The organism is Microbacterium sp. TNHR37B, from assembly GCF_001620065.1.
Lineage (GTDB): Bacteria > Actinomycetota > Actinomycetes > Actinomycetales > Microbacteriaceae > Microbacterium.
The window spans coordinates 1,340,977-1,366,742 of the sequence record NZ_LQGV01000001.1 but is presented as its reverse complement, the minus strand read 5'-3'; the positions used below and the strand labels follow the sequence as shown (position 1 = coordinate 1,366,742).

The window sequence follows — 25,766 nt, the reverse complement described above, 5'->3', positions numbered from 1 at the left end:
TCTGTTCGGCGCTGTCCGATGTCTTCAAATCGGACACCTGCCGAGCAAGGCCGTTTCGCGCCCGCTGGAGCGCCTGAATCTGTCGCACAAGTACGTCCGAAACTCATACGTCCGATATTGACAAATGCGCCGACTTGCGGACATCATGGACTCATGACCAAGAATCACGAATCCAGGGGCCGCACGTTCGGCTATGTCCGCGTCTCGACTCGCCGCCAGACCGTCGATCAGCAGGTGGACGCCCTGACCGCCGCAGGCGTCGCCGAGGCCGACATCTACGGCGATGTCATCTCGGGGGCCAGGTGGGACCGCGACGGCCTCGACATCCTGCGCAAGCTTCTGCGCCCCGGCGACACTCTCGTCGTCGTCGCGCTCGACCGTCTGGGCCGCTCCCTCTCAGAAATGGTCAAGCTCTTGGACTGGATCATCGCCGAAGGCATCCAGCTTCGCTCTCTTCGCGAGGGCATCGACCTCGGCACGCCCACTGGCCGGATGCTGGCGGGCATCTTCGCCAGCCTCGCCGAGTATGAGCGCGCCCTGATCCTGGAGCGCGCCGAGGCAGCCCGCGACGCCGCCCGCGCCCGTGGCCGTCAGGTGGGACGCCCCAAGTCCATGAGCGCCGACGACATCGAGACGGCCCGCGCCCTCCTCGCCGCTGGACAGTCCCGCGTGCAGGTCGCCGCCAAGCTGGGCGTGTCGCGCGCAAGTCTCTACCGGGAGATTCCCGCCGCGTAGCGCTGGCCGTCGACCTCGCCCCTGGCCGATCTGAAGGGCCGGGGGCGTCGTCGTTTCGCCGCAAGCCACCGACCATCGCCCGGCATGGCCGCTAGGGAGACGGCCAAAGCGGCAACCCTCGTCCCGTCAGTGCTCGTGCTCGTGCTCGTGCTCGTGGTCATGATCGTCTTCCATGAGCATCCCGACCGAGGTTGCGCACGCGTCGCCGCGCCATGCCTCTATTCCCTCTCGGATGGCGAACCCTGCGATGAAGAGCGCGGCCACGGAGTCGGCCCACGCCCAGCCAAAAAGGGAGTTGAACGCGAGGCCGACGAGGACGGCGGCTGAGAGCAAAGCGCACAGCATCGTCTGCTTGGAGTCAGCGACCGCCGTTGCCGAGCCGAGTTCGCGCCCTGTCGCCCTCTCGAACAGGGATGCGGCGGGCATGATGACGACGGACACAGCGGCCAGAATGATGCCGACCGTGGAGTGTTCCGGTTCCATCGCCCCGGCGAGAGTGAGCACGGCGGAGACTGACACGTAGGCGGCGAGGGCGAAGAACGCGAGCGCGATCAGTCGCAGCGTTGGACGCTCCCACCGCTCGGGATCGCGGCGAGTGAACTGCCAGCCGACCGCCGCCGCCGAGAGCACTTCCACTACCGAGTCGAGACCAAAGCCGATCAGAGCGGCGGATGACGCGACCGCGCCCGCCCAGATCGCGATTACGGCCTCAATGACGTTGTAGGCGATTGTGAAGGTCACGATGAACCTAATGCGGCGGTGAAGCACCGCGCGTCGCTCGTCCGTGATGGCCTCTGTGCCGCTCACGAGCAGCACCCCGGAACGTCGCAGCTTGCATCGAGACAGGGCGCACCCTCGTCCACGGCGAGCACCACGGAGACAAGCTCGCGGAGCGCCTTGGTCAAGTGAGCGTCCGAGATCTCGTATCGAGTCTGACGCCCCTCGTGAGAGGCCACGATGATGCCGCAGCCGCGCAGGCATGTCAGGTGGTTGGAGACGTTCGGGCGGGTCAAGTCGAGATCCCGCGCGAGGACGGCGGGGTAGCTAGGCCCGTCGAGAAGCGCGAGCAAGATGCGTGCGCGGGTGGGGTCGGCCATGGCCTTGCCGAGGCGGCTCATCACGTCGAGATGCGTTGCAATGGTCAGCACACACTGACCATACAGCGAGCGCTGAACTATCGCGACTCTAGTGCCGCTTCCGCCGCTCGGAGGCCCCGCAGGCGTTTGTACACGGCAGCGGCGGAGACGCCGAACGCGGCGGCGATGTCGGGCACGCTCTGGCCCTCGCGGCGTAGCTCGTGGGCGCGTTGGACATCGGCAGTGCTGAGCTTTGACGGGCGCTCGCCCTCGGCAGCTACGCGCAGGCGCGGCCGGTTCGCTCGCCGGGCCTCGGCAGTTTCGGCGGTGCGCGTCATCCTGGCGTGCTCGTTGGCCATCGTGACCGCGTAGACGTGATCCACGCGGAACGCGGCGAGCGCCTCGGCGATGAGTCCTGACGCCTCCAGTCGGGCGATTGCGGCGGAGGTCTCGGGCGTCACGCGGCCTACTGTAGCCGGGCCTAGGCTCATGCCCATGGATGCCGATCCCGAGCCGCTTGACACGCTCGCCGCGCCGCTGTGCGAGGTGTGCGGGTCGCTGGAGCGGATGCGGCCAGCTGGCGCTCCAGACCGCCCACGCTGGCTTTGTGCGGCGTGCGGGTCCGTGCGCCTCGCTTGACGCGCGCTCGGGTCCCCAGCGCGGCGACTCGTGCTAGACGGCGCGCCACCGCCTCGGCGAGCAATCACGCGCGCAGCGCAGCCTCTAGGGCAGACTCCGAAGCATGGATGTCGATGCAACCGCTATCGCTCATGCGTTCTCAGCAAGGGCCGCTCACTTCTTAGGCAGCGGCACGTTCGGGGAGACATGGTGCGTTCAGGGCATGGACGGCACGGATGATGACTTCGCGGTAAAGGTACTCAAACCCGAGTTCTTTCACGCGGCCCGCGTTCAGCGCGAGATTCAGGGACTGCAGAGATTTGAGCATCCCGGCATCGTGCGGCTCTTCGAAGTCCGGACCATCACTCTGGGAACCGAGTCACGGACTGCGCTCGTCTGTGAGTACATCGAAGGTGGAAGCGTCCACGACGCGCTGAAGGCGGGGCGGCTCCCGACGAAGAAGCAAGCGAAGAAGTTCGCGCGCGGCCTTCTGGAGGCGGTCGCTGAACTTCACGCCTCAGAAACGATCCACCGCGACATCAAGCCTGCGAACATCATGCTCCGCGATGGCGATTGGGCTAAGCCCGTGCTCATCGACTTCGGCCTCGCTAGGTCGCTCTCGGACAAGACGTTCACTCGATACCCGGCACGGGTGGGGAGCCTTCTTTGGATGTCCCCCGAGCAACTATCGGCGGAGCGAGCGCGCAAGGCTTCCGACATCTGGGCGTGCGGCGTGGTCCTTCACTCGGTCGTCTCGGGGGAGCACCCGTTCGTCGATATGGCGGCGCTTGACCAGCTCGATGAAGACGAGTTGTACGACCTGTTCACGGTCCCTCCCAAGCCCCTCCCGGACAGCGCGCCGAAGTCGCTCGCGCGACTAGTCAGCCGCTTCCTCACAGCCGAACCTCTGTACTCACGCGGGACCGCGCAGCGCGCCGTCACCGATCTGAAGGGAAAGTGACAATGTCTGATCAGGCGATTCCCGACGACCAGTGGGACGGACCGACGCTGAAGCGTTCGCTGAGCGCCAAAGTGCCCCTCTTGATCGTGAACCGAAGCCATCAGAACGCTCACCGTCTCCCCGAAGTCTTCGACCACATGGCGGCTGAGCACGGGAAGGCTCTGGGAGTTGGTGCGCAGATTCGTCTTCCAGGAATGAGCGAGAAGGGTGCTCAGTCCTTCATGTCCGAGGTCGAACATGTGCCGGTTCGGATCGCTGATCCTGAGTTGTGGCGCGTTCCCAACTCAGGATGGCCGTCGGCGAAGGCGCTGAACACGACTGAGAGCAAATGGCCGTATCTCACTCCTATACCGGCGAAGGTCTCGGGCGTGTGGGCCAAGTCCGTGCTCGACGTGCAGCGGGACAACGGTGCATCCGTCCTGTTGAGCGCCACAGGCTGGCTGAGCGAGGCCAACGGAACGAAGTCGCTCGCGTCGGCCATGGACTGGGTAACTGAGAGCCGTCGGCTCGCCGGGAGTGATCCGATGTGGGTAAACCTCACAATGGACTCCAAGTGGCTGAGCGACACATCCCTCCGCAATGCCCTCATTGACGAGATCGTGGAGAGCAGCGAGAGGGCGTGGTATCTACGGTTCTGGTGGCCGGAAGTGAAACCCCGCTACGGCCAGTTGGTGGATGACTCACTGTTGCGCGGCTACCGGGAGCTTGCGACCGCTACGGCGGTGGAAGGTAAACGCATCTACCTTGCGAACAGTGGGCTTACCGGCTGGGTAGCCACTGCCCTCGGCGCGTCAGGATTCTCGACGGGACAGGCGTGGGGCGAGCAAGCCTTCGCGGCGACCCGCCCGATGGGTTCCCAGAAGGGCGCGAAGCGGCCCCCGAAGATCCCAAGGATCTTCGATTCCACCGTCCTACACACGATGGACTTCAACGAGCACTCGCGCCTCCGTGGCATGCCTAAGCATCGTGAGTACTCCACGCCTTACTCAGCAGAAATCGACCTGCATGGTCACACTCCCGAGCGTGCGAGCCTGCACTACCTGCTCGCGGTGGGTGAGTTGACCGCAAGCCTCAACGGAACCCGCCCCAACTTCCTCGCACACAGGCGGGCACGGCGGGGTCAAAAGTTCATCGACGGATTGTCGCCCGTTGACCAGCTCAACGGGATCAGCAAGCCGCTACATCTACAGCCTTGGATGAAGCTACTCCGCTAGCGGAAGGGTCCACCCGAAGACGGGACTGATCTGCCCCTCGCGCGTTCCTCGGTTCATCATGTCCAGTGCGCGCTCGGCCAGCAGTGCACGACCCACTGCGGTGGCGTGCCTGGACGAGACTGCGGGCCGCGCCAGAATCTCGACCCGTCCCGAATCGGGATGCACAGTGAGCACGCCGATGCCGCCCTCGGCGATCTGCCGGGCGTGCGGTTGGAGTCGCGCGGACGAACGCACATCGAGCGCGATGTAAGCAGCGTCCGCAGAGTGCTTCTGGCGACGTGCCTGAGCCAGGGCGCGCCGCCAATCGTTCAGCTTCGCTTCAACGGTGACGATGCGTCGCCCGGCCCACTGCGCTTCCGGGCGGCGCACGATCCGCTCCGCGTCACGCACAACCCATCCCGAATCGCTCAGCAAGGGCACGACCGCGCGGCGAACATAGTCCCTCGACATCCCGATGCGCGCGGCGATCTCACCGATCTCAGCCCCCGCGCTCCCGAGCGCGTGGATAGCGCGGACCTCGGCATCGCCAGACAGGGGGACGACGCCAGCGAGCACGCGAACGCGCAACGCGTTGGTATCGAACCGCACGCCCACCACGTCAGGCCTGCCGTGCACGGCAGGCACTTCGGTGAAGACTTCAACATCGGAGCGGAAGCGGTGACCAAATGCCAGTTCGGGCAGCGCGGCGCGGAGCGCCGGAATCATCTCGGACTCGTAGCGGAACTGTGCGGATGGGGCCGCGAGGGCAGCATTACTCATCCGAGACTCCGATTCTCCGAGGGCGTGCGCCGACGGCCAGGTGAGCGCCTGCCAGCACTGCCACGATACTCGGGACTTCTCCCATCGCGGCGATACGCGGCCACCTGCGTAGATCAAGCGCTGAGCGCGGCGGCGATGCCCTCGCGTGCGTCCAGAGGCACGATGGGACGACCGGCGCTGAGCGAGCGCGCGCGGGTGAGGCTCACGCGGTGCTCGGTGCGCTTCCAACCCATCGAGACCGTGCCTTCTGCCGCCTCGACGGTCAGGACGCGAACGCCCTTACCAACGCGCCCGACCTCGACGCGATGCACGAGCGCGCCGAGGATGGCCCGACGCCTCGCCGTCGTGATGCTGTCCCACATGCCGCGCACGTCGTCGGAGGTCACGATCTCGGCGAGCGGGTCGGCCTGGAGCGCGGCGGCGAGCGAGGCATCCACGGCGTGAATCTCGGGATCGAGCTTGCCCGTCTTGGCGCGCAGCGTGGCCGCTGAGATCGTCCCCTCGCGGTAGAGCGCCTCGGCGTCGTCGCGGTCGCTCTGGAGGGCCACGCGGCGAGCGCGCAGCGTGTTGATGTCCGCCCCATCATCGGGCACCCACTGGAGCAGATCGGGGGCGCTCAGCAGGGACACGACGGCCTCAGTCACGTAGGCCTCGATGACCGCAGCGGCACGCACGAAACAGCCCTTGGTGCAGCGATAGGCCCGCAGAGGGTCCGGAGCCGTCGTCTTGACCTGGGCCGAGCGGATCGGCCCGCCACACACGGCACACCTGCCGACGCCCGAGAGCAAATGCTTGGCCCGCGTGTCGCCGTCGTGCTTCCGCCGCGACGGATTCAGCAGGATGGCCCGCGCGGCCAACACAGCATCCTCAGTGAGGATCTCCGGCCACGCGCCCGGCTGGCACTTGGACATGTCCACGCGGGCGGCGTTGTAATGCTCGCCCTCGGGCATCTTGGACGGCAGCAGCGCGGCAGGGAACGGCGACAGCAGCATGCGGCGAATCGTCGTAGTCGTCCACGGCTTGCCCTCTCGGATGACGTTGCCGTCACGGTCCAGCCTGGGTCGTGTGGTCTTGCTGGACTCCCCGAGCGGCTCGCCATGCTCGTCGGTCGCCTCGCCCGCGTTCAGCGTCGCCGCGATGGTCCCGAGCGCCCCCGAGCCGAGGCCCGCCGTTGCGAGGAACTCACGAGACATGAACCGCAGAACGGCAGCCTCGCCCGGCACGACGGCATAGCGCGTGCCCCTTGCGTCGCGCTGGAGCTTGGGAACCCATGAGTAGCCGAACGGCACGAGTCCCGGTGCGGGATGGCCAGCCTTGCGCCGCTCAGCGCGGTACGGCAGCGCACGCGCCTCTTTCTCCTCGATCTCCGACTCGGCGAACAGCACAAGCATGTACAGCATCATCCTGCCGCCCATGGTCGCGGTGTCGATGCCGTCTCGCAGGGTCAGGACACGAACGTCGCGCTTGGGCTTCTGAAGTTCGTAGATGTCCCCCATCCGGCGCAAGAGACGCGCAGCGGTGACGGACACCACAACATCGACCTTTCCCGCGTCGATGTCGGCGAGCATGCGTGCCCACTGGGTGCCCTCGCCGCGCGCCTTGCTGGCCGACGTGTTGTTGTCGTTGTAAACGTCCACGAGGTCCCATTCCTCGCCACTGACGCGGCGCTTGCACTCGGCAATCTGTTGCTTGATGCCCTGGTCTTCGCGCACGCTCTGGCGCACGTAGATGGCGGCTCGCAGCGCGGTTCCGTCGCTCATGATCTCTCCTAATCCGGCACCGCTCACTGGGTGCCCCAAGGGTGATACGTCTCTGGAGGCGACCTGACAAGGGTTCCCGGACGTACTTCGCCTCAGACCGCAGATAAGCACTTACGCGCCACGATGGCCGCCGTCGCCTTCGCCGGCTTGCTGGTGATCATCATGCGCAGCGACGAGGTGAGGGGCATTCTCACCGATCTCGTCCGGCGCGCCTTGACGGTCGAGTGAGCCTGCGGCGCGACCAGCGGGGTGCGGTGGCGGCGGAGTTCGCTGTCACCGTCCCCGCGGTGATCCTCGTCGTCCTCCTCTCGGTCTCGGTGCTGTTGACCGCGGGGAAGCTCGTCCGGCTGGAGCACGCAGTCGCGCAGGGTGCTCGGCTGGCCGCGCGAGGTGAGAGCGACGAACGCGTCCGAGCGACGCTCGTCCGTCTCGTCGAGGGCGGCACCGTCGTGATCCGGCCCCAGGGCGACCTCGTATGCGTCGACGGTGCCGCGCCCCTGTCCGCGGTGCTGCCGCTTCCCGCGGCGCGCGCGTCCTCCTGCGCTGTGGCGAGTCGTCCCTGATGGCCGGTGCGGTGTTGTCGGTCGGGGTGCTGGCCGTGAGCGCGACGCTCGTCGTGGGGTGCGCTGTGGCGGGCGGGGTGTCGGTCGCGGCGACTCGTCTGGCCGGCGTCGCCGATGCGGCGGCGCTGGCAGCCGCGGATGCTGTCAGCGGCGCCATCCCGGGCGTGCCGTGCGAGCGCGCGCGTGACATCGCCGCGGTCGCGGGGTCCGTCCTCGCCGCATGCGCCGTGGAGGGCATGGTCGTCACGGTGACCGTGACGACGCGGGTGGGGTCGTTCCCGGTCGCCGCCCGGGCGCGAGCGGGTCCTCCGCTCTGAGCGGACAAGCCAAGGGGCGCACGCCCTCCCAGCCAGTTCATGTCTCGCCGGTGTGTATGGTGTGCAACGGAGAAAGGAAGCCAGTGGCGGAGAGCACGAAGGGCACACGCGGCGCGCGAGCAACGAAGGCGTCGACGGGCAAGAAGCTCGTCATCGTCGAGTCGCCGACCAAGATGAAGTCGATCCAGGGGTACCTGGGCGACGGCTATGAGGTGCTCAGCTCCGTCGGACACATCCGCGACTTGGCTGACAAGAAGGACATCCCTGCCGAGTTGAAGAAGACGTCGGTGGGCAAGTACTCCATCGACATCGAGAACGACTTCACTCCTCTCTATGTGGAGAGCGATCGGGGCAAGAAGACCGTCGCCGAGCTCAAGCGCGCTCTGAAGACCGCCGACGAACTCCTCCTCGCCACCGATGAAGACCGGGAAGGCGAAGCGATCGCCTGGCACCTTCTCGAAGCGCTCAAGCCGAAGGTCCCGGTCAAGCGCATGGTCTTTCACGAGATCACGAAGGACGCGATCCGCGCCGCCGTGGACAACACCCGTGAACTCGACCTGGCCCTCGTCGACGCCCAGGAGACCCGCCGTATCCTCGACCGTCTGTACGGCTGGGACGTCTCCGACGTCACCCGCCGCAAGGTGGGTCAGGGCACCTCGGCCGGCCGCGTCCAGTCCGCCGCCACGCGCCTCGTCGTCGACCGCGAGCGCGAGCGCATGGCCTTCGTCTCCGCGTCGTACTGGGATGTCGAGGCGATCGCCGCCAAGACCGGGCAGCCCGCAGCCGAGTCCTTCGCCACGCGACTGGCCCGCCTCGACGGGGCGCCGTTGGCCCGCGGAACGGACTTCGACGACCACGGCGAGCTGAAGAAGGCCGTCGTCGTCCTCACCGAGCCGCAGGTTCGTGAGCTCGCGTCGGCGATCGAGGCGGCGGGGAAGGCTGCCGTCACCTCCGTCGAAGCCAAGCCCGGCACCCGCAGCCCCAAGCCTCCCTTCACGACCTCGACCCTTCAACAGGAGGCGGGGCGCAAGCTCTCGATGAGCGCCAAGCACGCCATGGGCGTGGCGCAGCGCCTCTACGAGAAGGGGTACATCACCTACATGCGCACCGACTCCACCGCCCTCTCGACGCAGGCGGTCTCCGCGGCGCGCGCACAGGCGGTGGCCCTCTACGGTGACAAGGCGGTTCCGGCCAACCCGCGCAGCTACCGCAACAACAGCAAGAACGCGCAGGAAGCCCACGAGGCGGTTCGTCCCTCGGGCGAGGACTTCCGTACGCCCGCGTCGGTGGCCTCTGCTCTCGATCGCGACGAGCTGCGCCTCTACGAGCTGATCTGGAAGCGCACTGTCGCGAGCCAGATGTCCGACGCCAAGTACGAGACGACGACCGTCACGCTGGAGGTCAACGCGGGCGGCAAGACGGCGGCGTTCACCGCCTCGGGCACGGTCTACACGTTCAAGGGGTTCCTGGAGGCGTACGAAGAGGGGCGCGACGAGAAGCGCAGCGACGCCGACAAGTCCGACGATCAGGCGCTTCCGGCTCTCGCTGTCGGAGACGAGGTCGCCCTCACCGAGATCGAGGCGAAGGGGCACACCACGAGCCCGAAGCCGCGGTACACCGAAGCATCGCTCGTCAAGGCGCTCGAAGAGAAGGGCATCGGCCGTCCTTCGACCTTCGCGAGCATCATCGATGTCATCCTCAACCGCGGCTACGTCAGCAAGAGAGGCCAGGCCCTCGTTCCGAGCTGGCTCGCCTTCAGCATCGTCCGTCTCCTCGAGCAGCACTTCTCCGAACTGGTCGACTACGACTTCACGGCGGCCCTCGAGGACGATCTGGACGCGATCGCGCGCGGAGAGCAGGACCGGGCCGAATGGCTGCGCAAGTTCTACTTCGGCGCAGACGACCACGTGGGCCTCCGGAACGTCGTCGACAACCTCGGCGACATCGACGCGCGCGAGATCAACTCAACGCCCATCGGCGACGTCGCCACGCTCCGGTTCGGGCGCTACGGGCCTTACCTCGAAGTGGTCGGCGACGACCCCGAGAACCCGCGTCGCATCAATGTGCCCGACGACCTCGCCCCCGACGAGCTCACCCCCGAGAAGGCTCGCGAGCTCATCGAGGCGCCCGTCGGCGGCGACCGCCTGCTCGGGCAGAATCCCGAGAACGGCCGCGACATCGTCGTGAAGGACGGCCGCTTCGGCCCCTACCTCGAAGAGGTGCTGCCCGAAACGGACGCGCCGCCCGCAGACGCTCCGAAGAAGCGCGGCGCCAAGAAGGAGGAGGCCCCCAAGCCTCGTCGCGCGTCGCTGTTCAAGAGCATGTCGCCGGAGACGATCGATCTCGAGACCGCCCTGAAGCTCTTCAGCCTTCCCCGAGTCGTCGGTGAGGATCCGGAGTCGGGCGAGCCGATCACGGCGCAGAACGGGCCCTACGGCCCGTACATCAAGAAGGGTCGTGACTCCCGGAGCATCGGGAGCGAGGAGATGATCTTCGACATCACCCTCGAGCAGGCGCTGGAGATCTACGCCCAGCCCAAGTACGCCAACCGTGCGGCGACCTCGCTCAAGGAGTTCGAGCCTGACCCGGTGAGTGAGAAGCCCATCCGGATCAAGGACGGACGTTTCGGCGCCTACGTCACCGATGGCACGACGAACGTGACCATCCCGCGCGGACAGACCGCCGACGACATCACGTATGAGATCGCCGTGCAGATGCTGGCCGACAAGCGCGCCAAGGGCCCCGCGCCCAAGCGCACCACGCGGCGGACCAGCACGCGCAAGGCGCCGGCGAAGAAGTGACGGGCGGTCTCTGGGTCACTTTCGAGGGCGGCGACGGCTCGGGAAAGACCACGCAGGCCGGCCTGCTCGAGGAGTGGCTCCGCGAGAGCGGCCGCACCGTCGTGCGCACCCGCGAGCCGGGCGGCACGGAGGTCGGGAACCTCATCCGCGACATCGTGCTGCACCATCGGGGTGACATCGCGCCCCGTGCCGAGGCGCTGCTCTACGCGGCGGACCGCGCCCACCACGTCGCCACGCTCGTGCGACCCTCGCTGGAGCGGGGAGAAGTGGTCATCCAGGACCGCTATCTGGACTCCTCCGTGGCCTACCAAGGGGCGGGGCGTGTGCTGGACGCCGACGAGATCCGACGGCTGTCGCTCTGGGCGACCGGCGGCGCGCTGCCCGACCTCACCGTCCTCCTCGATCTCGATCCTGTCGCGGCCCGCCGTCGACTGGACGCCGACGACAAGCCCTTCGATCGTCTGGAAGCCGAGAAGGCCGACTTCCACGCGCGCGTGCGGTCGGCCTATCTGAGTTTGGCCGCGGCCGAGCCGAGCCGGTTCCTCGTGCTCGACGCGGCTGCTCCTATCGCCGAGATCGCCGCAGAAATCCGGGACCGGGTCACCTCTCTCTGGGGCTGAGACCGGTCCATGGGCGTGTCGGCCCGACACCGTAGGCTGGACCTCATGACTTCCGTGACGCCGGCGCCGCCCCCGACGGGGGAGCAGCGGGAGCCGGTCGCCCACGACAGCGTCCCCTGGGGTGCGGTCTGGGGGCAGGAAGACGCGATTGCTCAGCTGCGCGCCGCCTCGGAGGACCCGAGCCAGCTCGCCCATGCCTGGCTCATCACAGGCCCCGCCGGCTCGGGGCGCTCCACTCTGGCCTACGCGTTCGCTGCCGCGCTGATCGCCGAGCCGGGCGACGAGGCCGCGATGCGCCAGGTGCTCGCCGGCACTCACCCCGATCTCGCCGCACTGCGCACCGAGGGCGTGATCATCTCGATCAAGGACGCTCGAGCTCTCGTCGAGCGCTCCTACTTCTCGCCGTCGCTCGGCCGCTACCGCGTGATCGTGATGGAAGACGCCGACCGCATGGTCGAACGCACGAGCAACGTCCTTCTCAAGGCTCTCGAGGAACCGCCGGAGCGCACCGTGTGGATCCTCTGCGCCCCGAGCGACGCGGATCTCCTCCCGACGATCCGTTCCCGCGTGCGCACGCTGCGCCTCCGGGAACCCGCCGTCGATGACGTCGCTCGCCTCATCGTCCAGCGCACCGGAGTCGACCCCGTCATCGCCGAGCAGTCCGCCCGGCTTGCCCAACGGCACATCGGCATGGCGCAGCGGCTGGCGACCGACGAAGCCGCTCGGGCCCGTCGCGAAGAGACCCTGCGTTCCGTCCTGGCGGTGCGCGGCGTCGGTGATGCCGTGGAAGCCGCCGCGAGGATCGTTCAGCTGGCGACCGACGACGCCAAGTCGCTCACCGCGGAGCGTGACGAGGCGGAGCGGGAATCGCTCCTGCGGACGCTCGGCATCGCTCCCGGCGGAGCGGTGCCGCCCGCGGTACGGGGGCAGCTGAGCGCGCTGGAGGACGATCAGAAGCGGCGCGCGACGCGGAGCCTCCGCGACGGGATCGACCGGGTGCTCACCGACCTGGAGTCGATGTATCGCGACACACTGATGTTCCAGTTCGGTCGTGATGCCGACCTCATCAACCGAGAGCTCTCCGACGACATCGCCGCCCTCGCCTCCGCCTGGACCCCCGAGCGCACTCTCATCGTGCTCGACCAGATCGCCCTGACCCGAACCCATCTCGAAGGCAACGCCGCCCCGCTGCTCGCCCTCGAGAGCATGCTCGTGACCGTCGCGAGCGGAAGGACACCGTGAATCGCACTCGCCGCCTCTCCACCGTCGTTGCCGGACTCGTCGTCGCCACCCTCGCCGTGAGCGGCTGCGGCGTCCTGTGGGATCTCAAGACCGAGGGCGCGCAGCCCGTTCCGCGCCCCGGCAACAGCTCGTCCCCGAACCTCGAGGGCGTGCCGGCCGGATTCGAGAGGTACTACGGGCAGCGTCTGGACTGGTCCGAGTGCAAGGGTGCCGACGGCGGCGCCTACGACTGCACCACGGTGTCGGCGCCGCTGGACTGGAGCGATCCCGAAGGAGGCGAGATCGAACTCGCGGTGATCCGTCGCGCGGCGGATGACGGGGCTGCGCTCGGATCCCTCCTCACCAACCCGGGCGGACCCGGATCGAGCGGATACGACCTGATTGCCGACAGCGCCTCGTTCGCGGTCGGCGACGAACTGGCCAAGAAGTACGACGTCATCGGGTTCGATCCCCGTGGGGTCGGGCGCTCGACGGCGGTCACGTGCTTCGACGCCCGCGACATGGACGCGTACCTCTTCGACATCCCCGCCGACCCGCGAGGAAGCGACGGGTGGGAGGACGAGCTGACCGCGCGGAACAAGGAGTTCGTCGACGCGTGCGTGAAGGGGAGCGACGGCATCCTCCCGTTCATCACGACCGACAACGCCGCCCGCGATCTCGACCTGCTGCGCGGCGTGCTGGGCGACGCGAAGCTGAACTACCTCGGTTACTCCTACGGCACCTTCCTCGGTGCGACCTACGCGAAGCTCTTCCCCGAGCGCGTCGGGCGTCTGGTCCTCGACGGGGCGATCGACCCCTCGATCTCGGGGCTCGACGTGGGGACGACCCAGGCCGTCGGGTTCGAGTCGGCGCTCCGGGCATACATGGCCGACTGCCTGGAAGGACGAGACTGCCCGTTCCGCGGAACGGTCGACGAAGCGATGGCCGATCTCGGCACGCTCCTGGCCAGCGTGGATCGCACGCCGTTGCAGAACAGCGACGGTCGACGCCTCGGCGCCGACAGCCTCATGACCGCGATCATCGCTGCCCTCTACTCGCAGGAGAGCTGGACCTACCTCACGATGGCGCTCGACCAGGCGCTGTCCGGTGACCCCCAGACGGCATTCCTCCTGGCCGACTTCTATTACGGACGGAACGCGGACGGCACCTACTCCGACAACTCTGCCGAGGCCTTCCGTGCCTACAACTGCATGGACTACCCCGTCGACACCTCGCAGGCAGACCAGGACGCCGCCGACGCGCTGGTGAAGGAGAAGGCCCCGACGATCGCCCCGTACTGGCAGGGCGTCGACGTCTGCGAGCAGTGGCCCGCTCCTCCCACCGGAGTGCGCGAGCGCATCACCGCCGAGGGTGCTGAGCCCATCGTCGTGATCGGGACGACGAACGACCCCGCGACGCCGTACGAGTGGTCCGTCTCCCTCGCCGAGCAGCTGTCCTCGGGGGTGCTCGTCACGCGGGTCGGCGAGGGACACACCGGCTTCAACAAGGGGAACGACTGCGTCGACGACGCGGTGGTCGACTACTTCGTGACCGGGACGGTTCCCGCCGACGGCCTGCGGTGCGAGTGACCCCGCCGCTCGCACCGCCTGCCGCCGTCAGCGGCGCAGGACGCGGCGCGCCAGCCCGTTTCCGAGGAACTGCACCACCTGCACGATGACGACGATCACCAGCACGGCGGCCCAGGTCACCCACGGGTTGAACTGCTTGAAGCCGTAGACGATCGCGAACTCGCCCAGACCGCCCGCAGCGACGGCCCCGGCGATGGTCGTCATGTCGACGAGTGCGACGACCACGAACGTGTAGCCGAGGATCAGCGGGCCGAGAGCTTCGCGGGGAACGAGTCGGAACAGGATGCGTGCGCGCGAGGCGCCGGCGGCGCGGGCGGCCTCGATGATCCCCGGCTGCACCGTGATGAGGTTCTGCTCGACGATGCGGCTGATGGCGAACAGCGACGCGATCGTGATGGCGAAGATCGCGAAGTTCGGACCGATTCCGGGGATGCCGATGCCGCGGGCGAGCGGCTGCACGGCCATCAACAGGATGACGAAGGGGATCGGACGGAACACGTTGACGATCACGTTCAGCACCGTGAACACGGGAGCGTTCGGGAAGAGACTCCCCGGCCGGGTGGCGTAGAGCAGGATCCCGAGGAGAAGCCCCAGCAGGCCGCCGAACACGAGGGCGAAGGTGGCGACGTACAGCGTCTCGAAGGTCGCCGGCCACAGCTGCGGGAGAAGATCGATGAGCCTATCCACGGACGTCCTCCTCGATGAGCGGGGCGATGGCGTGGGCCGCGGCGACTCCCCGTTCGACCGCTTCGGCGTCGCCGGTGAGCGAGAGGGTGAGGTGGCCGAACACCCGGCCACCGATGTCGTTGATGCCGCCGTGGATCAGCTCGAAGCGCACGTCATTGCGCTGCAGCGCGGCGAAGACGTCGGCCTGCGACACGTCGCCGTCGCGGAGTGAGACGGTGACGATACGACCGGGATGGCGAGCGCGGAGCGCAGCGAGAGCGGCGCCGGTGGGGGTCTCCTCGATGATGCTCGCGACGAATCGCCGAGTCGCCGGCTCCCGGGGAGAGGACAGGACGTCGAAGACCGGTCCGTCTTCGATCACGCGCCCCGCCTCCATGACGACCACTCGATCGGCGATCGCTCGGATCACCTCCATCTCGTGAGTGATGACGAGGATCGTCACCCCGAGTTCGCTGTTCACCCGTCGGAGGAGGTCGAGCACCTCGTGGGTGGTCTGTGGGTCGAGGGCGCTCGTCGCCTCGTCGGCGAGGAGGATGCGGGGGTTCGTGGCGAGGGCGCGGGCGATGCCGACGCGTTGCTTCTGGCCTCCGGAAAGCTGTTCGGGGTAGCTGCGCGCTTTGTCGGCGAGGCCGACGAAACGCAGCAGTTCATCCACGCGCTCGGCGATCTCGCGCTTTCGTCGTCCGGCGACCTCGAGCGGGTACGCGACGTTGCCCGCGACCGTTCTCGACGTGAACAGGTTGAACTGTTGGAAGATCATGCCGATGTCGGTGCGGAGAGCGCGCAGCTCCCGCTCCCGCAACCCGGTGATGTCGCGCCCGTCGATCTCCACGGTGCCGGAGGTCGGCGTCTCCAGTGCGTTCACGAGCCGGAGGACGGTGGACTTGCCGGCGCCGGAATAGCCGATGATGCCGGTGATGGATCCGGCCTCGACCTCCAGACTGACGTCGTCGACGGCGGTCGTCGGCGACGCTCCCGCGCGCGGCGGCGGGAACGTCTTGGTGACGCCGGAGAGGCGGATCACGCTCATGGGGAACTCCCGACGTGTGCGGCCCGCCCCGAGGAGCGGGCCGCACACGGTTGTGTCACTGGTTGTCGCGGATGTCGGCTTCGACGTCGTGCAGAGAGGTCACGAGGTCGGCGGCGGGCGTCTTGACGAACTCCGCGGTGCCGCCGGAGGCCTCGTCGGCCCCGTCGAGGACGGCCTGAGTGTTCTGGTAGATCTCGACGAGCTTCGCGTAGGTGGGGTTGTCGGCGTCCTCCGCACGCGCCGCGAAGATGTTGATGTACGGGAAGGCGGAGGGGTCTGACGGGTCATCGGTGGCGATCGCGTCGTCGAAGCTGAGCCCCGCGTCCTTGACGAAGTCGTTGTTGATGATCGCGGCCGCCACGTCGGGCAGCGAGGTGGCGGTGAACGCGGCGTCCATGGCCTCGACCTTGACCTTCGATCCGTCCAGCACGTCGGCGACGGTGGAGAGCGTCGAGCCGCCGTCCTTCAGCTTCACGAGCCCGGCGGACTGCAGCACGAGGAGCCCGCGCGCCTGGTTCGACTCGTCGTTGGGCACGGCGACCGTCTCGCCGGCGGGGATGTCGGCGACGGAGTCGTACTTCTGCGAGTAGAGCCCGAGCGGGTAGATCGCGGTCGAGCCGATCGGGACGAGGTCGTCGCCGGCCTGCACGTTGTAGGTGGCGAGGTAGATGATGTGCTGGAACTGGTTGAGGTCCAGTTCACCGGCTGACAGAGCCGGGTTCGGCTGCGTGTACTCGCTGAAGTCCACGAGATCCACGGTGATCCCTGCGTCGGCGGCCGCGTCGACGTACGTCTTCCAGTACGGGTCGCCGGCCCCCACGACGCCGATCTTGACTGTCTCGGGTGCAGCGTCGGCGTTCCCCGAACCGCCGGGCGCGGGGGCGCCGGTGGCGCAGGCGCTCAGCAGGAGTGTGAGCGGAAGGGTCAGGGCGGCGGTCTTCAGGATCTTGGCGGACATCGTGGTGCTCCTCGTGGGTCGGGGGCCACGCGGCGCCGTCGAACGCGAGGAACCGCGCTCGCGTCATCGCGGTGCCTCGACGACCGTACGGGGCGCCGTGTGCCCGCGAGGAATCGGTCGTAACACGCCGACACCGGGCGTCGTACGGGCGAGGTTCGCAGCATCACCGTCGACCCTGTAAGATCGTTGATCGTGCATGCGCGAGCAGAGCACGCGCCACCTTAGCTCAGACGGCAGAGCGATTCACTCGTAATGAATAGGTCAAGGGTTCGATTCCCTTAGGTGGCTCCGCACTTCTCGGGAGGCCGCGTGAACGCGCTGGATGCCGTCGTCGAGATCTTCTCCTGGCTGGGATTCGGTGTCGGCGCGCTCCTGCTGATCGTGGCCGTCATCCTGTGGGCCGCCGACGGCACGTGGCTCCCGGCCGACGGCTGGGTCGACCACGAGGAGTCGGGCGCGACCGTTCGCTGGTACGACGGAGACGGCGACGCCAACAGTGCGCAGCTGACCCCCTCCGAGGCGTCGGCGCTCGACGGCCGCGACCGGGTTCCGCTCTGGTATCGCCACGGCTGGCGAGACCGGATGCGCCTCACTCGCCGTCCGCCGGGTCTGGTCCCCGTCCTGTGGGCGGCCGGTGCGGCGGTGGCACTGGGGGTCGCCACCCTCGTTCTGTCGTGGGTGCTGATCTTCCTCCGTTGACCTCCGATCGCACGAGCGCGCCGCGTCTGGCTCAGAACGGGGTCGCGCGCGGATATTTTGCTAGATAAGCTAGCGATATGACTTCTTCGCGCGCCGACCGCCTCCCGACTCGCTGGGTGCGGATCGGGATCCCGGTGGTGCTCGTGCTGATCTGGCTGGTCGGCGGTTCGGTCGGCGGGCCCTACTTCGGCAAGGTCGACGAGGTCGCCACCAACGACCAGTCGAGCTTCCTCCCCGCCAGTGCTGAGGCCACGCAGGTGCAGGAGCGTCTCGGTGAGTTCCTGGGTGACGACACGATTCCCGCCGTCGTGGTGTTCGCCTCCGATCGGAAGCTCGATGACGCGCAGCTGGCCGACCTCACCGGCATCGCCGATCAGATCGCGAAGCTCCCGGGAGTGGGGGAGGTCTCGCCGCCGATCGCCTCGGAAGACGGCGAAGCGGTGCAGTTGTTCGTGCCCATCGACGCCGACGGCGAGGTGCGCGAGATCGTCGAAGATATCCGTTCGCTCGTGCAGGAGGAGGTCGCCGCGGGGGTGGATGCATGGGTGACCGGCCCGGCAGGATTCACCGCCGATCTCGTCAAGGGGTTCCTCGGCATCGACGGACTGCTCCTGATCGTGGCGCTGGCCGCCGTGTTCGTGATCCTGATCGTCGTCTACCGCTCACCGCTTCTTCCCGTGCTCGTGCTGCTGACGTCGACCTTCGCTCTCTGCGTCGCGTTGCTGACGGTGTGGTGGCTCGCGAAGGCGGGCATCGTGGTGTTGAACGGGCAGGTGCAGGGGATCCTCTTCATCCTCGTGATCGGTGCGGCCACGGACTATGCGCTCCTCTACGTGGCCCGGTTCCGTGAGGCGATCGGTGCCGGCCTGCCCCGGTGGCCTGCGACGAAGGCCGCGTGGAAGGGGGCGTTCGAGCCGATTCTGGCATCGGGCGGCACGGTCATCGCGGGACTTCTCTGCCTCCTCCTGAGCGACCTCGCCAGCAATCGCGCCCTCGGCCCCATCGCGTCGATCGGGATCGCCTTCTCGGTGTTGTCGGCCCTCACGTTCCTCCCGGCGCTCCTGGCCCTCTTCGGCCGCGTGGCGTTCTGGCCGTTCATCCCGAAGAGCGGGGCGATCGACCTGCCCGATGACCTCACCCAGCCGGTGCGCGGCGTGTGGGCGCGCCAGGCACGCTTCGTGGCCCGCCACGCGCGAGCGACGTGGATCATCTGCACCGTCGTGCTCCTGGCTGCGTCGGTCGGCGTCCTTCAGCTGAAGGCGGATGGCGTCCCTTCCAGCGACCTGGTGCTCGGCGCCAGCGAAGCCCGCGACGGGCAGGACGCCCTCGCCGAGCACTTCCCGGCCGGATCGGGGAGTCCTGCCTACGTGATCGTTCCCGAGGCGCGGGTCGCCGAGGCCGTCGACGTGCTGACCAGGGCCGAGGGGATCGACTCGATCGCTGCGGCGTCGGCCGACTCCGCCGCCGGCCAGGTCGGCGTGACGGTCGAGGACGGCGAGCCCGTCTACGCCGCGGCCGGGCCTCCCGGAGCGGCGGCTCCCGCACCGACCGTCTCCGAGGGCGACGTCCTCCTCATCGCGACGCTGGCCGACGAGGCCGACTCGCTGCAGGCGGAGGAGACGATCCGGGAGATCCGTGCCGACTTCGCGGAGGCGTGGGGCGCGGACGTCGCCTTCGTCGGGGGCACCACGGCCGTCGACCTCGACACCAATGACACCTCCATCCGCGATCGCACGGTGATCATCCCCGTCATCCTCGTGGTGATCATGCTCATCCTGATGCTGTTGCTGCGTGCGGTCCTCGCGCCCGTGCTGCTCATCCTGAGCGTCATCGTGTCGTTCGGCGCCGCCCTCGGAGTCAGCGCCCTCGTCTTCGATCACCTGTTCCAGTTCCCCGGCGCTGATCCCGCCGTGCCGCTCTACGGCTTCGTGTTCCTCGTCGCGCTCGGGGTGGACTACAACATCTTCCTGATGTCGAGAGTCCGGGAGGAGTCGCTCGGCCACGGCACGAGACCCGGAATCCTCCGGGGCCTCGTGGCGACCGGTGGCGTCATCACCTCGGCTGGATTGGTCCTCGCCGCCACGTTCGCGGCCCTCGGCGTGATCCCGATCCTCTTCCTCGCCCAGATCGCGTTCATCGTGGCCTTCGGTGTGCTGCTCGACACGTTCGTGGTGCGGTCGCTCCTGGTGCCGGCCATCTCGTACGACATCGGCCGGGCGATCTGGTGGCCCTCGCGCCTGTCCCGCGTCGATGCTCGTCCCGCAGGGAAGGCCGAGCCGGGCGCTCTCGACGCTCCGGAGTCCGACGTCGCGGTCGCCCCCACGGCGACGCGGCGCTCGCTGCGCCGCCAACGGGAGCAGACCCCGGAGTCGTGAGCCGCCCCGAGGGGATACGCTCGATGTATGACCAGGGCCCTGTTCATCGTCGACGTTCAGAACGACTTCACCGAGGGCGGAGCGCTCGGCGTCGATGGAGGTGACGCGGTCGCCGTAGGGGTCTCGCGCTTCCTGGTAGCGCACCGCGACGACTACGCCCTCGTCATCGCCTCGCGCGACTGGCACGACGGCGACAACGACAACGGCGGCCATTTCGCCGACGGCCAGCCCGACTTCGTCGATTCCTGGCCCGTGCACTGCGTCGCCGGGACCGAGGGCGCGGAGTACGATCCCGGGCTCGACACCTCGGCCGTCACGCATCACGTGAAGAAGGGGCAGGGCGTCCCCGCCTACTCGCTCTTCGAAGGCGTCACCGACGACGGGGAGACCGTCGCCGACCTGCTGACCGCGCACGGCGTGACCGATGTGGATGTCACCGGGATCGCCACCGACTACTGCGTCCGCGCCTCGGCGCTGGATGCGATCGCCCACGGCCGGCACGTGAGAGTGCTGACCGACCTCGTCGCCGGAGTCGCCCCCGACTCCAGCGATGCCGCCCTTGCCGAACTCGCCCACTCGGGCGCCGAACTCCAGGAGAGCACGTCATGAGCACCCCCGCCGGATGGTACCCCGACCCCGCCGACGCGAGCCGCACCCGCTGGTGGGACGGCTCCCGGTGGACCGAGCACACGACGGCTTCCCCCGCTGCGGCGGCGTCCTCCGCGCCGGCCACCCCCGCCGCCCCCGAGCGGCCCCGCTTCGGTGAGTACGCGCCGGTCGCAGAGCCGGGAAGCGCGGCACCGGCAGCCCCGGCGGCACCCCCGTACGCCGCTACGACGCCCGCGTATCCGTCGTCCGGCGGCTACCCCTCCCAGGAGGGCGGCTATCCCCAGGGCGGCTATCCCTCGCAGGGCTACGCGGCCGCCCCGGCCGTGGCGACGGGACCGTCGGCCCCGGGCGCGAACACGAACACCCTCTGGATCTACCTGTGCATCGTCGCGTCGACCCTGCCGGTGTTCTCGCTGTTCTTCATCGACTGGAACGGCTACGTCGACGCGCTCGTCTCGATGGAGAGCGTCTCGCCCAACAGTGCGGCCGGCAGCGAGGCCGTGGCCGCGATGCTGCAGTGGACGGGCGGGGTTCTCGGCCTGTCGCTCCTGAGCTACGTGTTCCTGGCTGCGTCGATCGTGTTCGCCTACCTCGACTGGCGGGAGCTCAAGAAGCGCGGCGTGGCACGTCCGTTCCACTGGGCCTTCGCGTTCATCGCCTTGGCGCTGTCGATTGGCGTCTACATCATCGGCCGCACGGTGGTGCTCAAGCGGGAGACCGGTTCGGGTATGGCTGCGCTGTGGGTGTGGATCGGCTCGATCGTCCTGTCGATCCTGATCGGCGTGTTCTGGTTCGTGTGGTTCATGCAGCAGCTCGCCTCTTCCCTTCCACTCAGCGTCACCTCCTGACGCGGCGCGCGCGGCACCTCCCTGAGGGTGGTCGGCTGAGCGCTGACACCCGCCGTTCACCTGGATGAGGATGATGGGAGGGTGCCGCGCGCTCTGTCTGTCTTCCTCGTCTTCCTCCGCCTGGGAGTGACGTCGTTCGGCGGGCCGATTGCGCACCTCGGCTACTTTCGTGCCGAATTCGTCGAACGTCGACGGTGGCTGAACGAAAAGGAGTACGGCGAACTCGTCGCCCTGTGCCAGTTCCTCCCGGGTCCGGCGTCGAGTCAGGTGGGCTTCGCCCTGGGGCTCCTGCGGGCGGGAGCGCCGGGGGCTCTCCTCGCCTTCCTCGGCTTCACGCTGCCCTCCGCGGTGCTCCTGACCGCGGTCGCCGCGGGGGCGACCGTTCTTGCCGGCGGAGCGGGGGCGGGGGCCGTCCGAGGGCTCATGATCGTCGCGGTCGCCGTCGTCGCCCAAGCGGTCTGGGGGATGTCGCGTACCCTCACGCCCGATCTCCCGCGAGGCCTCATCGCCGCGGGGGCGGCTGCGATCGTCCTCGTCGTCGGCGGTCCGCTCAGTCAGATCGCGGCGCTGGTGCTGGGAGGTTTCGCCGGGCTGATGTTCTGCCGCGACGCGCATCGTGAGCCCTCATCGCCGCTGCCCGTGCGGGTTCCTCTCGGCGTGGGTGTAGCGAGTCTTCTCGTGTTCGCGGCCTTGCTCCTCGGGCTTCCGGCGGCAGCGGCGGCGACGCGTGATCCGATCCTCGCGTTCATCGACGGGTTCTACCGCTCGGGGGCCCTCGTCTTCGGCGGTGGCCATGTCGTCCTCCCGCTGCTCGATGCGGCGGTCGTCCAGCCCGGCTGGGTGACGCCGGACCAGTTCCTCACCGGCTATGCCGCTGCGCAAGCGGTTCCGGGGCCGCTCTTCACCTTCGCGAGCTATCTGGGCGCGCTGGCCACGACGGGGCCCGGGGGGATCGCCGGGGCCACGATCGCGACTCTCTCGATCTTCCTCCCCGGATTCCTCCTGCTGCTTGGAGTTCTCCCGTTCTGGGCTCGTGTGCGGGCGACCGCGGCGGCCGGCGCGATCATGCGGGGAGCGAGTGCCGCCGTGGTCGGCATCTTGGCCGCGGCCCTCTACGATCCCGTCTTCACCGAGGCGGTCACCGGCCCGGTGACCTTCGCCTGTGCGCTCGTGGCCTTCGTGGCGCTCGTTGCGGGCAGGCTGCCACCCGTGGTGCTGGTGGTCGTCGGGGCGGTGGGAGGAGCCGTCGTCGGGGTCATCACCGGCTGATGCCGTGTCGCCGCCCGTCGTCGTATCGGCCCGCCGCACCACTCGAGCGGCGGCGACCGGCGGGAGGCCGGGTTGCACCGCGTCGACACGTCGAGCGTCGCAGGTGGCGCACCGGACGTAGACGATCCTTCCCTCGGAGGTGGCGTGCGCCGATTCGGTGATCCACCCGTGTTCGTGCGCGGCGGTGGTGGTGAGGAGGAGAGGGGCGTCGAGGTCGGCGGCGTTCATGTCTGACAGCATGATGTAATGGCCTTGTGCAACTCAACCCTTACGGCGAGTATGCTGTGCTGCTCGCGGCATCCCTCGCGAACGACTGGCCGGCAGACCGGGAAGGCGTCGTAGCTCGGACCTACGAGCACGGGATGACGGCCGTCTATGCGCCCGCGTCGGAGCACGACCATGCGCGGACGCGCGCCGTGATCGACGACTGGCTTGCCGTCGTCGACGCCGCTACCGATGAGGAACGGGCGCGGCTCCTGAACCGGCAGATGGCGCGCGCGACGGCGTATCCCCGCCTCACCGACCACGACGGCGCATGGCACCTGCACTACCGCGACGACGATCAGCGACTGCCGCACGTGCTGCGCGCCGTCATCGCGGTCGGCACGGCGCTGCACGTCACGACGCGGGGGATGCGTCGCCTCCACCGGTGTGCGGCGGGGGAGGCGCCGGGCGACCTCTGCCGGAACGTCGTCGTGGACATCACGCGCAACGGCCGCCAGCGCTACTGCTCGGTGCGATGCGCAAACCGTGACGGCGTCCGCCGCCATCGCGCGCGCCACGCGTCGGGCTGACGCGCGCGACGACGGCTCCGGCGGTCGGGGTCGTCAGGCGCGGCGGGCGCCCTCGCCGAGAGCGGCAAGCTTGGCCCAGGCGATGTCGGGGTGCACGCGCCCGCCCAGGCCGCAGTCGGTTGAGGCGATCACGCGATCGGCTCCCACGATGTCGGTGAACCGCCGGATGCGCTGCGCGACGAGCTCAGGGTGCTCGACGACATTCGTGGCGTGGCTGACGACACCCGGCACCAGCACGAGGTCGTCGGGGAGGTCGACGTTCGCCCAGTCGGCGAACTCGTGCTCGTGCCGGACGTTCCCCGCCTCGAACGAGATCGACCCGACGTTGGCCTTCAGGATCACGGGCAAGAGGTGACGGAGTTCGATATCGGTGGTGTGGGGGCCGTGCCAGGATCCCCAGCACAGGTGAAGGCGCACCTGCTCCTTGGGTAGCCCCGCGATCGCGTGGTTGATCGCGTCCACCCGGATCTGTGTGAAGGCCTGGTAGTCGGCGATCGAGGGCTCGGGGGAGATCTGGTCGAAGTTCTCGGCCAGCGACGGATCATCGAGCTGCACGATGAGGCCTGCGTCGACGATCGCTCGGTACTCCTCGCGGAGCGCGTCCGCCCACGCCCAGATGTGCTCCTCGTCGGTGGCGTAGAAGTCGTTGCGCACGCGCGCCGCCGAGCCGGGAGCGATCGCGGTGAGAAAGCCCTGCTCGCCCTCGTCGAGACTCGCGGTGAGGTGGCGGATGTCTGCGGCGACGGCGTCGTGCCCGCGGTAGGAGATCGGGCCGGTCGTGGTGGGGAAGGCGGTCGCGACTGCTCCCACCTCGACCGCTTCGGCGTAGACCGCGGGGAAGAGCTGACGGTCCCGGCGGTCGAGGAAGGAGGTGAGGCGGATGCTGCCGGGCTCGGAGCGTACGGGTGGCTCATTGAACGCATTGACGTCGGTGAGGGAGAGGCCGGACGCGCGCTGGAACGAGTACGACCACCACGCGCCGTAATCCACGGGGTTCGACATCGCCTTGCCGAACTCGCCATCCCCGACGAGGGTGATTCCCGCATCGCGCTGGCGGGCGACCACATCGGCGACGGCGTGAGCGGTGAGCTCGTCGAATTCGGGAGTCGACTCGAGAGTGAAGCCATCCGCGGCGAATGTGCGTGCCGCATTCGCCTCGATGAGGGAAGAGGTGCGGGGAAGGCTTCCCGAAGTGGTGGTGGCGACAGGCATGGGAAAGAAACCTCCGGGGGACGGCCGCGATGGGCGGGATGTCTGCTCTTGCGCCGCGTCGGATCGCGGTGCTCAAGGCGGAGGCTTCCGGTTTCCGAGCTGATCACAGCCTATCGACCGGGTGGTCGGGGCCCCGTCGTATGACGCCGGATGACATGGCTCGAGAGCGTGGCCGAATACGGCATGATGAGAGAGGCGGGTGATCGATCTGCGCGACACCGGTGGTGGCACAAGGTCACCGTGACGAGGGTTAACCGGAGGGTCTCGTGCCGGCTCAGTTGCTCGTCGCCGTCGTCATCGTGGTGCTCATGGTGGCCGCAGGGATTGCGGGGCGTGTGCTGAAGACGACACGGCCCGCCGCCGAACGCAACGGCAAATGGCGGACGAGGTGGGTGCTGATTCTCCTCGCGTGCGCCCTCGCGGTGCCGATCCTCCTCGTTGCCCTTGTGTGGTTTATGTGAAACCGGCGGCGTGGGAGCGCTCCTCAAAGCGGTTTTGCCTATCTCACGGCGGGTCGTGGGCGCAACCTCCATGTTTTTCCTGGCGAAATTGCGTACGATCTATCCGGCGCCTCTATCCGGATGCGCATTCGAAGCCGAAACAGAGCAGGAGCCAGGAATGGCAAAGAAGGTCACTGTGGAACTCGTCGACGATGTCGATGGCACCCCGATCGCGGACGGCGACGGCGGGACTGTCACGTTCTCCCTCGAAGGCAAGGCGTACGAGGTCGACCTGACCTCGGCGAACGCCGACAAGCTCCGTGAGGCTCTCGCCCCCTTCATCACGGCCGGACGTTCGGTCAGCGCGGCCGCAGCCGCGCAGGCGCGCCCGGCGCGTCGCCGCTCGGGCGGCAACTCCGACCTCGCCGCGATTCGCAGCTGGGCGAAGGCCAACGGCCACACCGTGAACGAGCGTGGGCGCATTCCGAAGAACGTCCTGGACGCCTACGCGGCCGCACACTGAGGTCGATCTCGACAAGCACCTCGGGTCGTCGCTGCGCATCACCCGCGCCGCGTGACCCGATGAGGCGGCCGTCCCAAACGGGGCGGCC

Annotated in this window: 27 protein-coding genes and 1 tRNA gene; 19 read left to right on the top strand and 9 right to left on the bottom strand. The window is 68.4% G+C overall.

What is annotated here, in order from left to right:
* Nucleotides 1-153 precede the first annotated feature (153 nt).
* Nucleotides 154-735: a recombinase family protein gene (locus AVP41_RS06535; RefSeq protein WP_067162263.1), complete on the top strand. Its 582-nt coding sequence runs from the start codon at nucleotides 154-156 to the stop codon at nucleotides 733-735.
* Between the two features lie 126 nt (nucleotides 736-861).
* On the opposite strand, the gene AVP41_RS06530 is transcribed toward AVP41_RS06535, so the two are convergent.
* The 3 genes from AVP41_RS06530 to AVP41_RS06520 form a co-directional block, all read right to left on the bottom strand.
* Entirely contained in the window at nucleotides 862-1,476 is a 615-nt protein-coding gene (locus tag AVP41_RS06530) for a cation transporter (protein WP_231902681.1), read from the bottom strand.
* A gap of 62 nt (nucleotides 1,477-1,538) precedes the next feature.
* Nucleotides 1,539-1,883 (bottom strand): Cd(II)/Pb(II)-sensing metalloregulatory transcriptional regulator CmtR, encoded by a 345-nt coding sequence (gene cmtR, locus AVP41_RS06525; RefSeq protein WP_067162261.1) that lies wholly within the window; start codon nucleotides 1,881-1,883, stop codon nucleotides 1,539-1,541.
* 26 nt (nucleotides 1,884-1,909) lie between these two features.
* Nucleotides 1,910-2,272: a helix-turn-helix domain-containing protein gene (locus AVP41_RS06520; RefSeq protein WP_067162259.1), complete on the bottom strand. Its 363-nt coding sequence runs from the start codon at nucleotides 2,270-2,272 to the stop codon at nucleotides 1,910-1,912.
* 281 nt (nucleotides 2,273-2,553) lie between these two features.
* On the opposite strand from AVP41_RS06520, the gene AVP41_RS06515 reads away from it, so the two are divergent.
* Both AVP41_RS06515 and AVP41_RS06510 read left to right on the top strand, forming a co-directional pair.
* Nucleotides 2,554-3,390 carry a serine/threonine-protein kinase gene (locus tag AVP41_RS06515; protein WP_082829047.1) on the top strand — a complete coding sequence of 279 codons (837 nt, stop codon included), beginning with the start codon at nucleotides 2,554-2,556 and terminating at the stop codon, nucleotides 3,388-3,390.
* A 2-nt stretch (nucleotides 3,391-3,392) separates the two neighbouring features.
* Nucleotides 3,393-4,604, top strand: a complete 1,212-nt coding sequence (locus AVP41_RS06510) for a hypothetical protein (RefSeq protein WP_067162255.1) — start codon at nucleotides 3,393-3,395, stop codon at nucleotides 4,602-4,604.
* On the opposite strand, the gene AVP41_RS06505 is transcribed toward AVP41_RS06510, so the two are convergent.
* Both AVP41_RS06505 and AVP41_RS06500 read right to left on the bottom strand, forming a co-directional pair.
* Nucleotides 4,593-5,363: a hypothetical protein gene (locus AVP41_RS06505; protein ID WP_157532394.1), complete on the bottom strand. Its 771-nt coding sequence runs from the start codon at nucleotides 5,361-5,363 to the stop codon at nucleotides 4,593-4,595. The two genes, AVP41_RS06510 and AVP41_RS06505, sit on opposite strands and share 12 nt — an antisense overlap.
* A 113-nt stretch (nucleotides 5,364-5,476) precedes the next feature.
* On the bottom strand, nucleotides 5,477-7,123 hold the full coding sequence (locus AVP41_RS06500) for a recombinase family protein (protein WP_067162250.1): 1,647 nt from the start codon (nucleotides 7,121-7,123) through the stop codon (nucleotides 5,477-5,479).
* Between the two features lie 63 nt (nucleotides 7,124-7,186).
* Here AVP41_RS06500 and AVP41_RS16330 point away from each other — a divergent pair, with 63 nt between their 5' ends.
* The 7 genes from AVP41_RS16330 (at nucleotide 7,187) to AVP41_RS06470 (ending at nucleotide 14,234) form a co-directional block, all read left to right on the top strand.
* A complete protein-coding gene (locus tag AVP41_RS16330; RefSeq protein WP_442922781.1) occupies nucleotides 7,187-7,351 on the top strand; it encodes a DUF4244 domain-containing protein in 165 nt (54 codons plus the stop codon).
* Entirely contained in the window at nucleotides 7,348-7,686 is a 339-nt protein-coding gene (locus tag AVP41_RS06495; RefSeq protein WP_231902680.1) for a TadE family protein, read from the top strand. The genes AVP41_RS16330 and AVP41_RS06495 overlap by 4 nt, the downstream gene beginning before the upstream one ends.
* The gene (locus AVP41_RS06490) at nucleotides 7,686-8,003 is read left to right on the top strand and encodes an Rv3654c family TadE-like protein (protein WP_067162247.1); all 318 of its coding nucleotides are present in this window, start codon (nucleotides 7,686-7,688) and stop codon (nucleotides 8,001-8,003) included. Before AVP41_RS06495 ends, AVP41_RS06490 begins: the two co-directional genes overlap by 1 nt.
* Nucleotides 8,004-8,176: 173 nt before the next feature.
* Nucleotides 8,177-10,804 (top strand): type I DNA topoisomerase, encoded by a 2,628-nt coding sequence (gene topA / locus AVP41_RS06485; protein WP_067162866.1) that lies wholly within the window; start codon nucleotides 8,177-8,179, stop codon nucleotides 10,802-10,804.
* Nucleotides 10,801-11,424 (top strand): dTMP kinase, encoded by a 624-nt coding sequence (tmk, locus tag AVP41_RS06480; protein WP_067162245.1) that lies wholly within the window; start codon nucleotides 10,801-10,803, stop codon nucleotides 11,422-11,424. The genes topA and tmk overlap by 4 nt, the downstream gene beginning before the upstream one ends.
* Before the next feature lie 45 nt (nucleotides 11,425-11,469).
* Complete coding sequence (locus tag AVP41_RS06475; RefSeq protein ID WP_067162243.1) at nucleotides 11,470-12,666, top strand: DNA polymerase III subunit delta'; 1,197 nt, start codon at nucleotides 11,470-11,472, stop codon at nucleotides 12,664-12,666.
* Nucleotides 12,663-14,234 (top strand): alpha/beta hydrolase, encoded by a 1,572-nt coding sequence (locus AVP41_RS06470; RefSeq protein WP_067162240.1) that lies wholly within the window; start codon nucleotides 12,663-12,665, stop codon nucleotides 14,232-14,234. The genes AVP41_RS06475 and AVP41_RS06470 overlap by 4 nt, the downstream gene beginning before the upstream one ends.
* Before the next feature lie 27 nt (nucleotides 14,235-14,261).
* Here the strand turns inward: AVP41_RS06470 and AVP41_RS06465 are convergent, their stop codons facing one another.
* Genes AVP41_RS06465 through AVP41_RS06455 form a run of 3 tightly spaced genes read right to left on the bottom strand, consistent with a single transcriptional unit; the run spans nucleotide 14,262 to nucleotide 16,909 of the window.
* Nucleotides 14,262-14,921, bottom strand: coding sequence for an ABC transporter permease subunit (locus tag AVP41_RS06465; RefSeq protein WP_082829044.1), 660 nt, complete (start codon nucleotides 14,919-14,921; stop codon nucleotides 14,262-14,264).
* Nucleotides 14,914-15,951 carry a methionine ABC transporter ATP-binding protein gene (locus tag AVP41_RS06460; RefSeq protein ID WP_067162238.1) on the bottom strand — a complete coding sequence of 346 codons (1,038 nt, stop codon included), beginning with the start codon at nucleotides 15,949-15,951 and terminating at the stop codon, nucleotides 14,914-14,916. Before AVP41_RS06460 ends, AVP41_RS06465 begins: the two co-directional genes overlap by 8 nt.
* Nucleotides 15,952-16,006: 55 nt before the next feature.
* Entirely contained in the window at nucleotides 16,007-16,909 is a 903-nt protein-coding gene (locus AVP41_RS06455; protein WP_067162236.1) for a MetQ/NlpA family ABC transporter substrate-binding protein, read from the bottom strand.
* 215 nt (nucleotides 16,910-17,124) lie between these two features.
* On the opposite strand from AVP41_RS06455, the gene AVP41_RS06450 reads away from it, so the two are divergent.
* The 7 genes from AVP41_RS06450 to AVP41_RS06420 all read left to right on the top strand — a co-directional run bounded on the left by AVP41_RS06450 (nucleotide 17,125) and on the right by AVP41_RS06420 (nucleotide 23,503).
* Nucleotides 17,125-17,197 (top strand) — tRNA-Thr (locus AVP41_RS06450).
* Nucleotides 17,192-17,608, top strand: coding sequence for a hypothetical protein (locus AVP41_RS06445; protein WP_231902679.1), 417 nt, complete (start codon nucleotides 17,192-17,194; stop codon nucleotides 17,606-17,608). Before AVP41_RS06450 ends, AVP41_RS06445 begins: the two co-directional genes overlap by 6 nt.
* 77 nt (nucleotides 17,609-17,685) lie before the next feature.
* Nucleotides 17,686-19,983 carry an MMPL family transporter gene (locus AVP41_RS06440; protein WP_067162232.1) on the top strand — a complete coding sequence of 766 codons (2,298 nt, stop codon included), beginning with the start codon at nucleotides 17,686-17,688 and terminating at the stop codon, nucleotides 19,981-19,983.
* 27 nt (nucleotides 19,984-20,010) lie between these two features.
* The gene (locus AVP41_RS06435) at nucleotides 20,011-20,592 is read left to right on the top strand and encodes an isochorismatase family protein (RefSeq protein WP_067162230.1); all 582 of its coding nucleotides are present in this window, start codon (nucleotides 20,011-20,013) and stop codon (nucleotides 20,590-20,592) included.
* Nucleotides 20,589-21,440, top strand: coding sequence for a DUF2510 domain-containing protein (locus tag AVP41_RS06430; RefSeq protein ID WP_067162227.1), 852 nt, complete (start codon nucleotides 20,589-20,591; stop codon nucleotides 21,438-21,440). Before AVP41_RS06435 ends, AVP41_RS06430 begins: the two co-directional genes overlap by 4 nt.
* 81 nt (nucleotides 21,441-21,521) lie before the next feature.
* The gene (chrA, locus tag AVP41_RS06425; protein ID WP_197464259.1) at nucleotides 21,522-22,709 is read left to right on the top strand and encodes a chromate efflux transporter; all 1,188 of its coding nucleotides are present in this window, start codon (nucleotides 21,522-21,524) and stop codon (nucleotides 22,707-22,709) included.
* 254 nt (nucleotides 22,710-22,963) lie between these two features.
* Nucleotides 22,964-23,503, top strand: coding sequence for a CGNR zinc finger domain-containing protein (locus AVP41_RS06420; protein WP_067162223.1), 540 nt, complete (start codon nucleotides 22,964-22,966; stop codon nucleotides 23,501-23,503).
* A 33-nt stretch (nucleotides 23,504-23,536) separates the two neighbouring features.
* Here AVP41_RS06420 and AVP41_RS06415 read toward each other — a convergent pair whose 3' ends face one another.
* The gene (locus AVP41_RS06415) at nucleotides 23,537-24,715 is read right to left on the bottom strand and encodes a cobalamin-independent methionine synthase II family protein (protein ID WP_067162221.1); all 1,179 of its coding nucleotides are present in this window, start codon (nucleotides 24,713-24,715) and stop codon (nucleotides 23,537-23,539) included.
* A 266-nt stretch (nucleotides 24,716-24,981) separates the two neighbouring features.
* On the opposite strand from AVP41_RS06415, the gene AVP41_RS06410 reads away from it, so the two are divergent.
* Nucleotides 24,982-25,176, top strand: coding sequence for a hypothetical protein (locus AVP41_RS06410; protein WP_067162219.1), 195 nt, complete (start codon nucleotides 24,982-24,984; stop codon nucleotides 25,174-25,176).
* Between the two features lie 157 nt (nucleotides 25,177-25,333).
* Nucleotides 25,334-25,678: a histone-like nucleoid-structuring protein Lsr2 gene (locus AVP41_RS06405; RefSeq protein WP_067162217.1), complete on the top strand. Its 345-nt coding sequence runs from the start codon at nucleotides 25,334-25,336 to the stop codon at nucleotides 25,676-25,678.
* Nucleotides 25,679-25,766: the final 88 nt, after the last annotated feature.

Excerpts from the sequence above, each read along its gene's own strand:
- AVP41_RS06535 (WP_067162263.1), top strand. The coding sequence starts at position 154 with ATGACCAAGAATCACGAATCCAGGGGCCGCACGTTCGGCTATGTCCGC.
- AVP41_RS06515 (WP_082829047.1), top strand. The coding sequence starts at position 2,554 with ATGGATGTCGATGCAACCGCTATCGCTCATGCGTTCTCAGCAAGGGCC.
- AVP41_RS06510 (WP_067162255.1), top strand. The coding sequence starts at position 3,393 with ATGTCTGATCAGGCGATTCCCGACGACCAGTGGGACGGACCGACGCTG.
- AVP41_RS06505 (WP_157532394.1), bottom strand. The coding sequence starts at position 5,363 with ATGAGTAATGCTGCCCTCGCGGCCCCATCCGCACAGTTCCGCTACGAG.
- AVP41_RS06500 (WP_067162250.1), bottom strand. The coding sequence starts at position 7,123 with ATGAGCGACGGAACCGCGCTGCGAGCCGCCATCTACGTGCGCCAGAGC.
- AVP41_RS06490 (WP_067162247.1), top strand. The coding sequence starts at position 7,686 with ATGGCCGGTGCGGTGTTGTCGGTCGGGGTGCTGGCCGTGAGCGCGACG.
- topA (WP_067162866.1), top strand. The coding sequence starts at position 8,177 with ATGAAGTCGATCCAGGGGTACCTGGGCGACGGCTATGAGGTGCTCAGC.
- AVP41_RS06475 (WP_067162243.1), top strand. The coding sequence starts at position 11,470 with ATGACTTCCGTGACGCCGGCGCCGCCCCCGACGGGGGAGCAGCGGGAG.
- AVP41_RS06460 (WP_067162238.1), bottom strand. The coding sequence starts at position 15,951 with ATGAGCGTGATCCGCCTCTCCGGCGTCACCAAGACGTTCCCGCCGCCG.
- AVP41_RS06455 (WP_067162236.1), bottom strand. The coding sequence starts at position 16,909 with ATGTCCGCCAAGATCCTGAAGACCGCCGCCCTGACCCTTCCGCTCACA.
- AVP41_RS06440 (WP_067162232.1), top strand. The coding sequence starts at position 17,686 with ATGACTTCTTCGCGCGCCGACCGCCTCCCGACTCGCTGGGTGCGGATC.
- AVP41_RS06435 (WP_067162230.1), top strand. The coding sequence starts at position 20,011 with ATGACCAGGGCCCTGTTCATCGTCGACGTTCAGAACGACTTCACCGAG.
- AVP41_RS06430 (WP_067162227.1), top strand. The coding sequence starts at position 20,589 with ATGAGCACCCCCGCCGGATGGTACCCCGACCCCGCCGACGCGAGCCGC.
- AVP41_RS06415 (WP_067162221.1), bottom strand. The coding sequence starts at position 24,715 with ATGCCTGTCGCCACCACCACTTCGGGAAGCCTTCCCCGCACCTCTTCC.
- AVP41_RS06405 (WP_067162217.1), top strand. The coding sequence starts at position 25,334 with ATGGCAAAGAAGGTCACTGTGGAACTCGTCGACGATGTCGATGGCACC.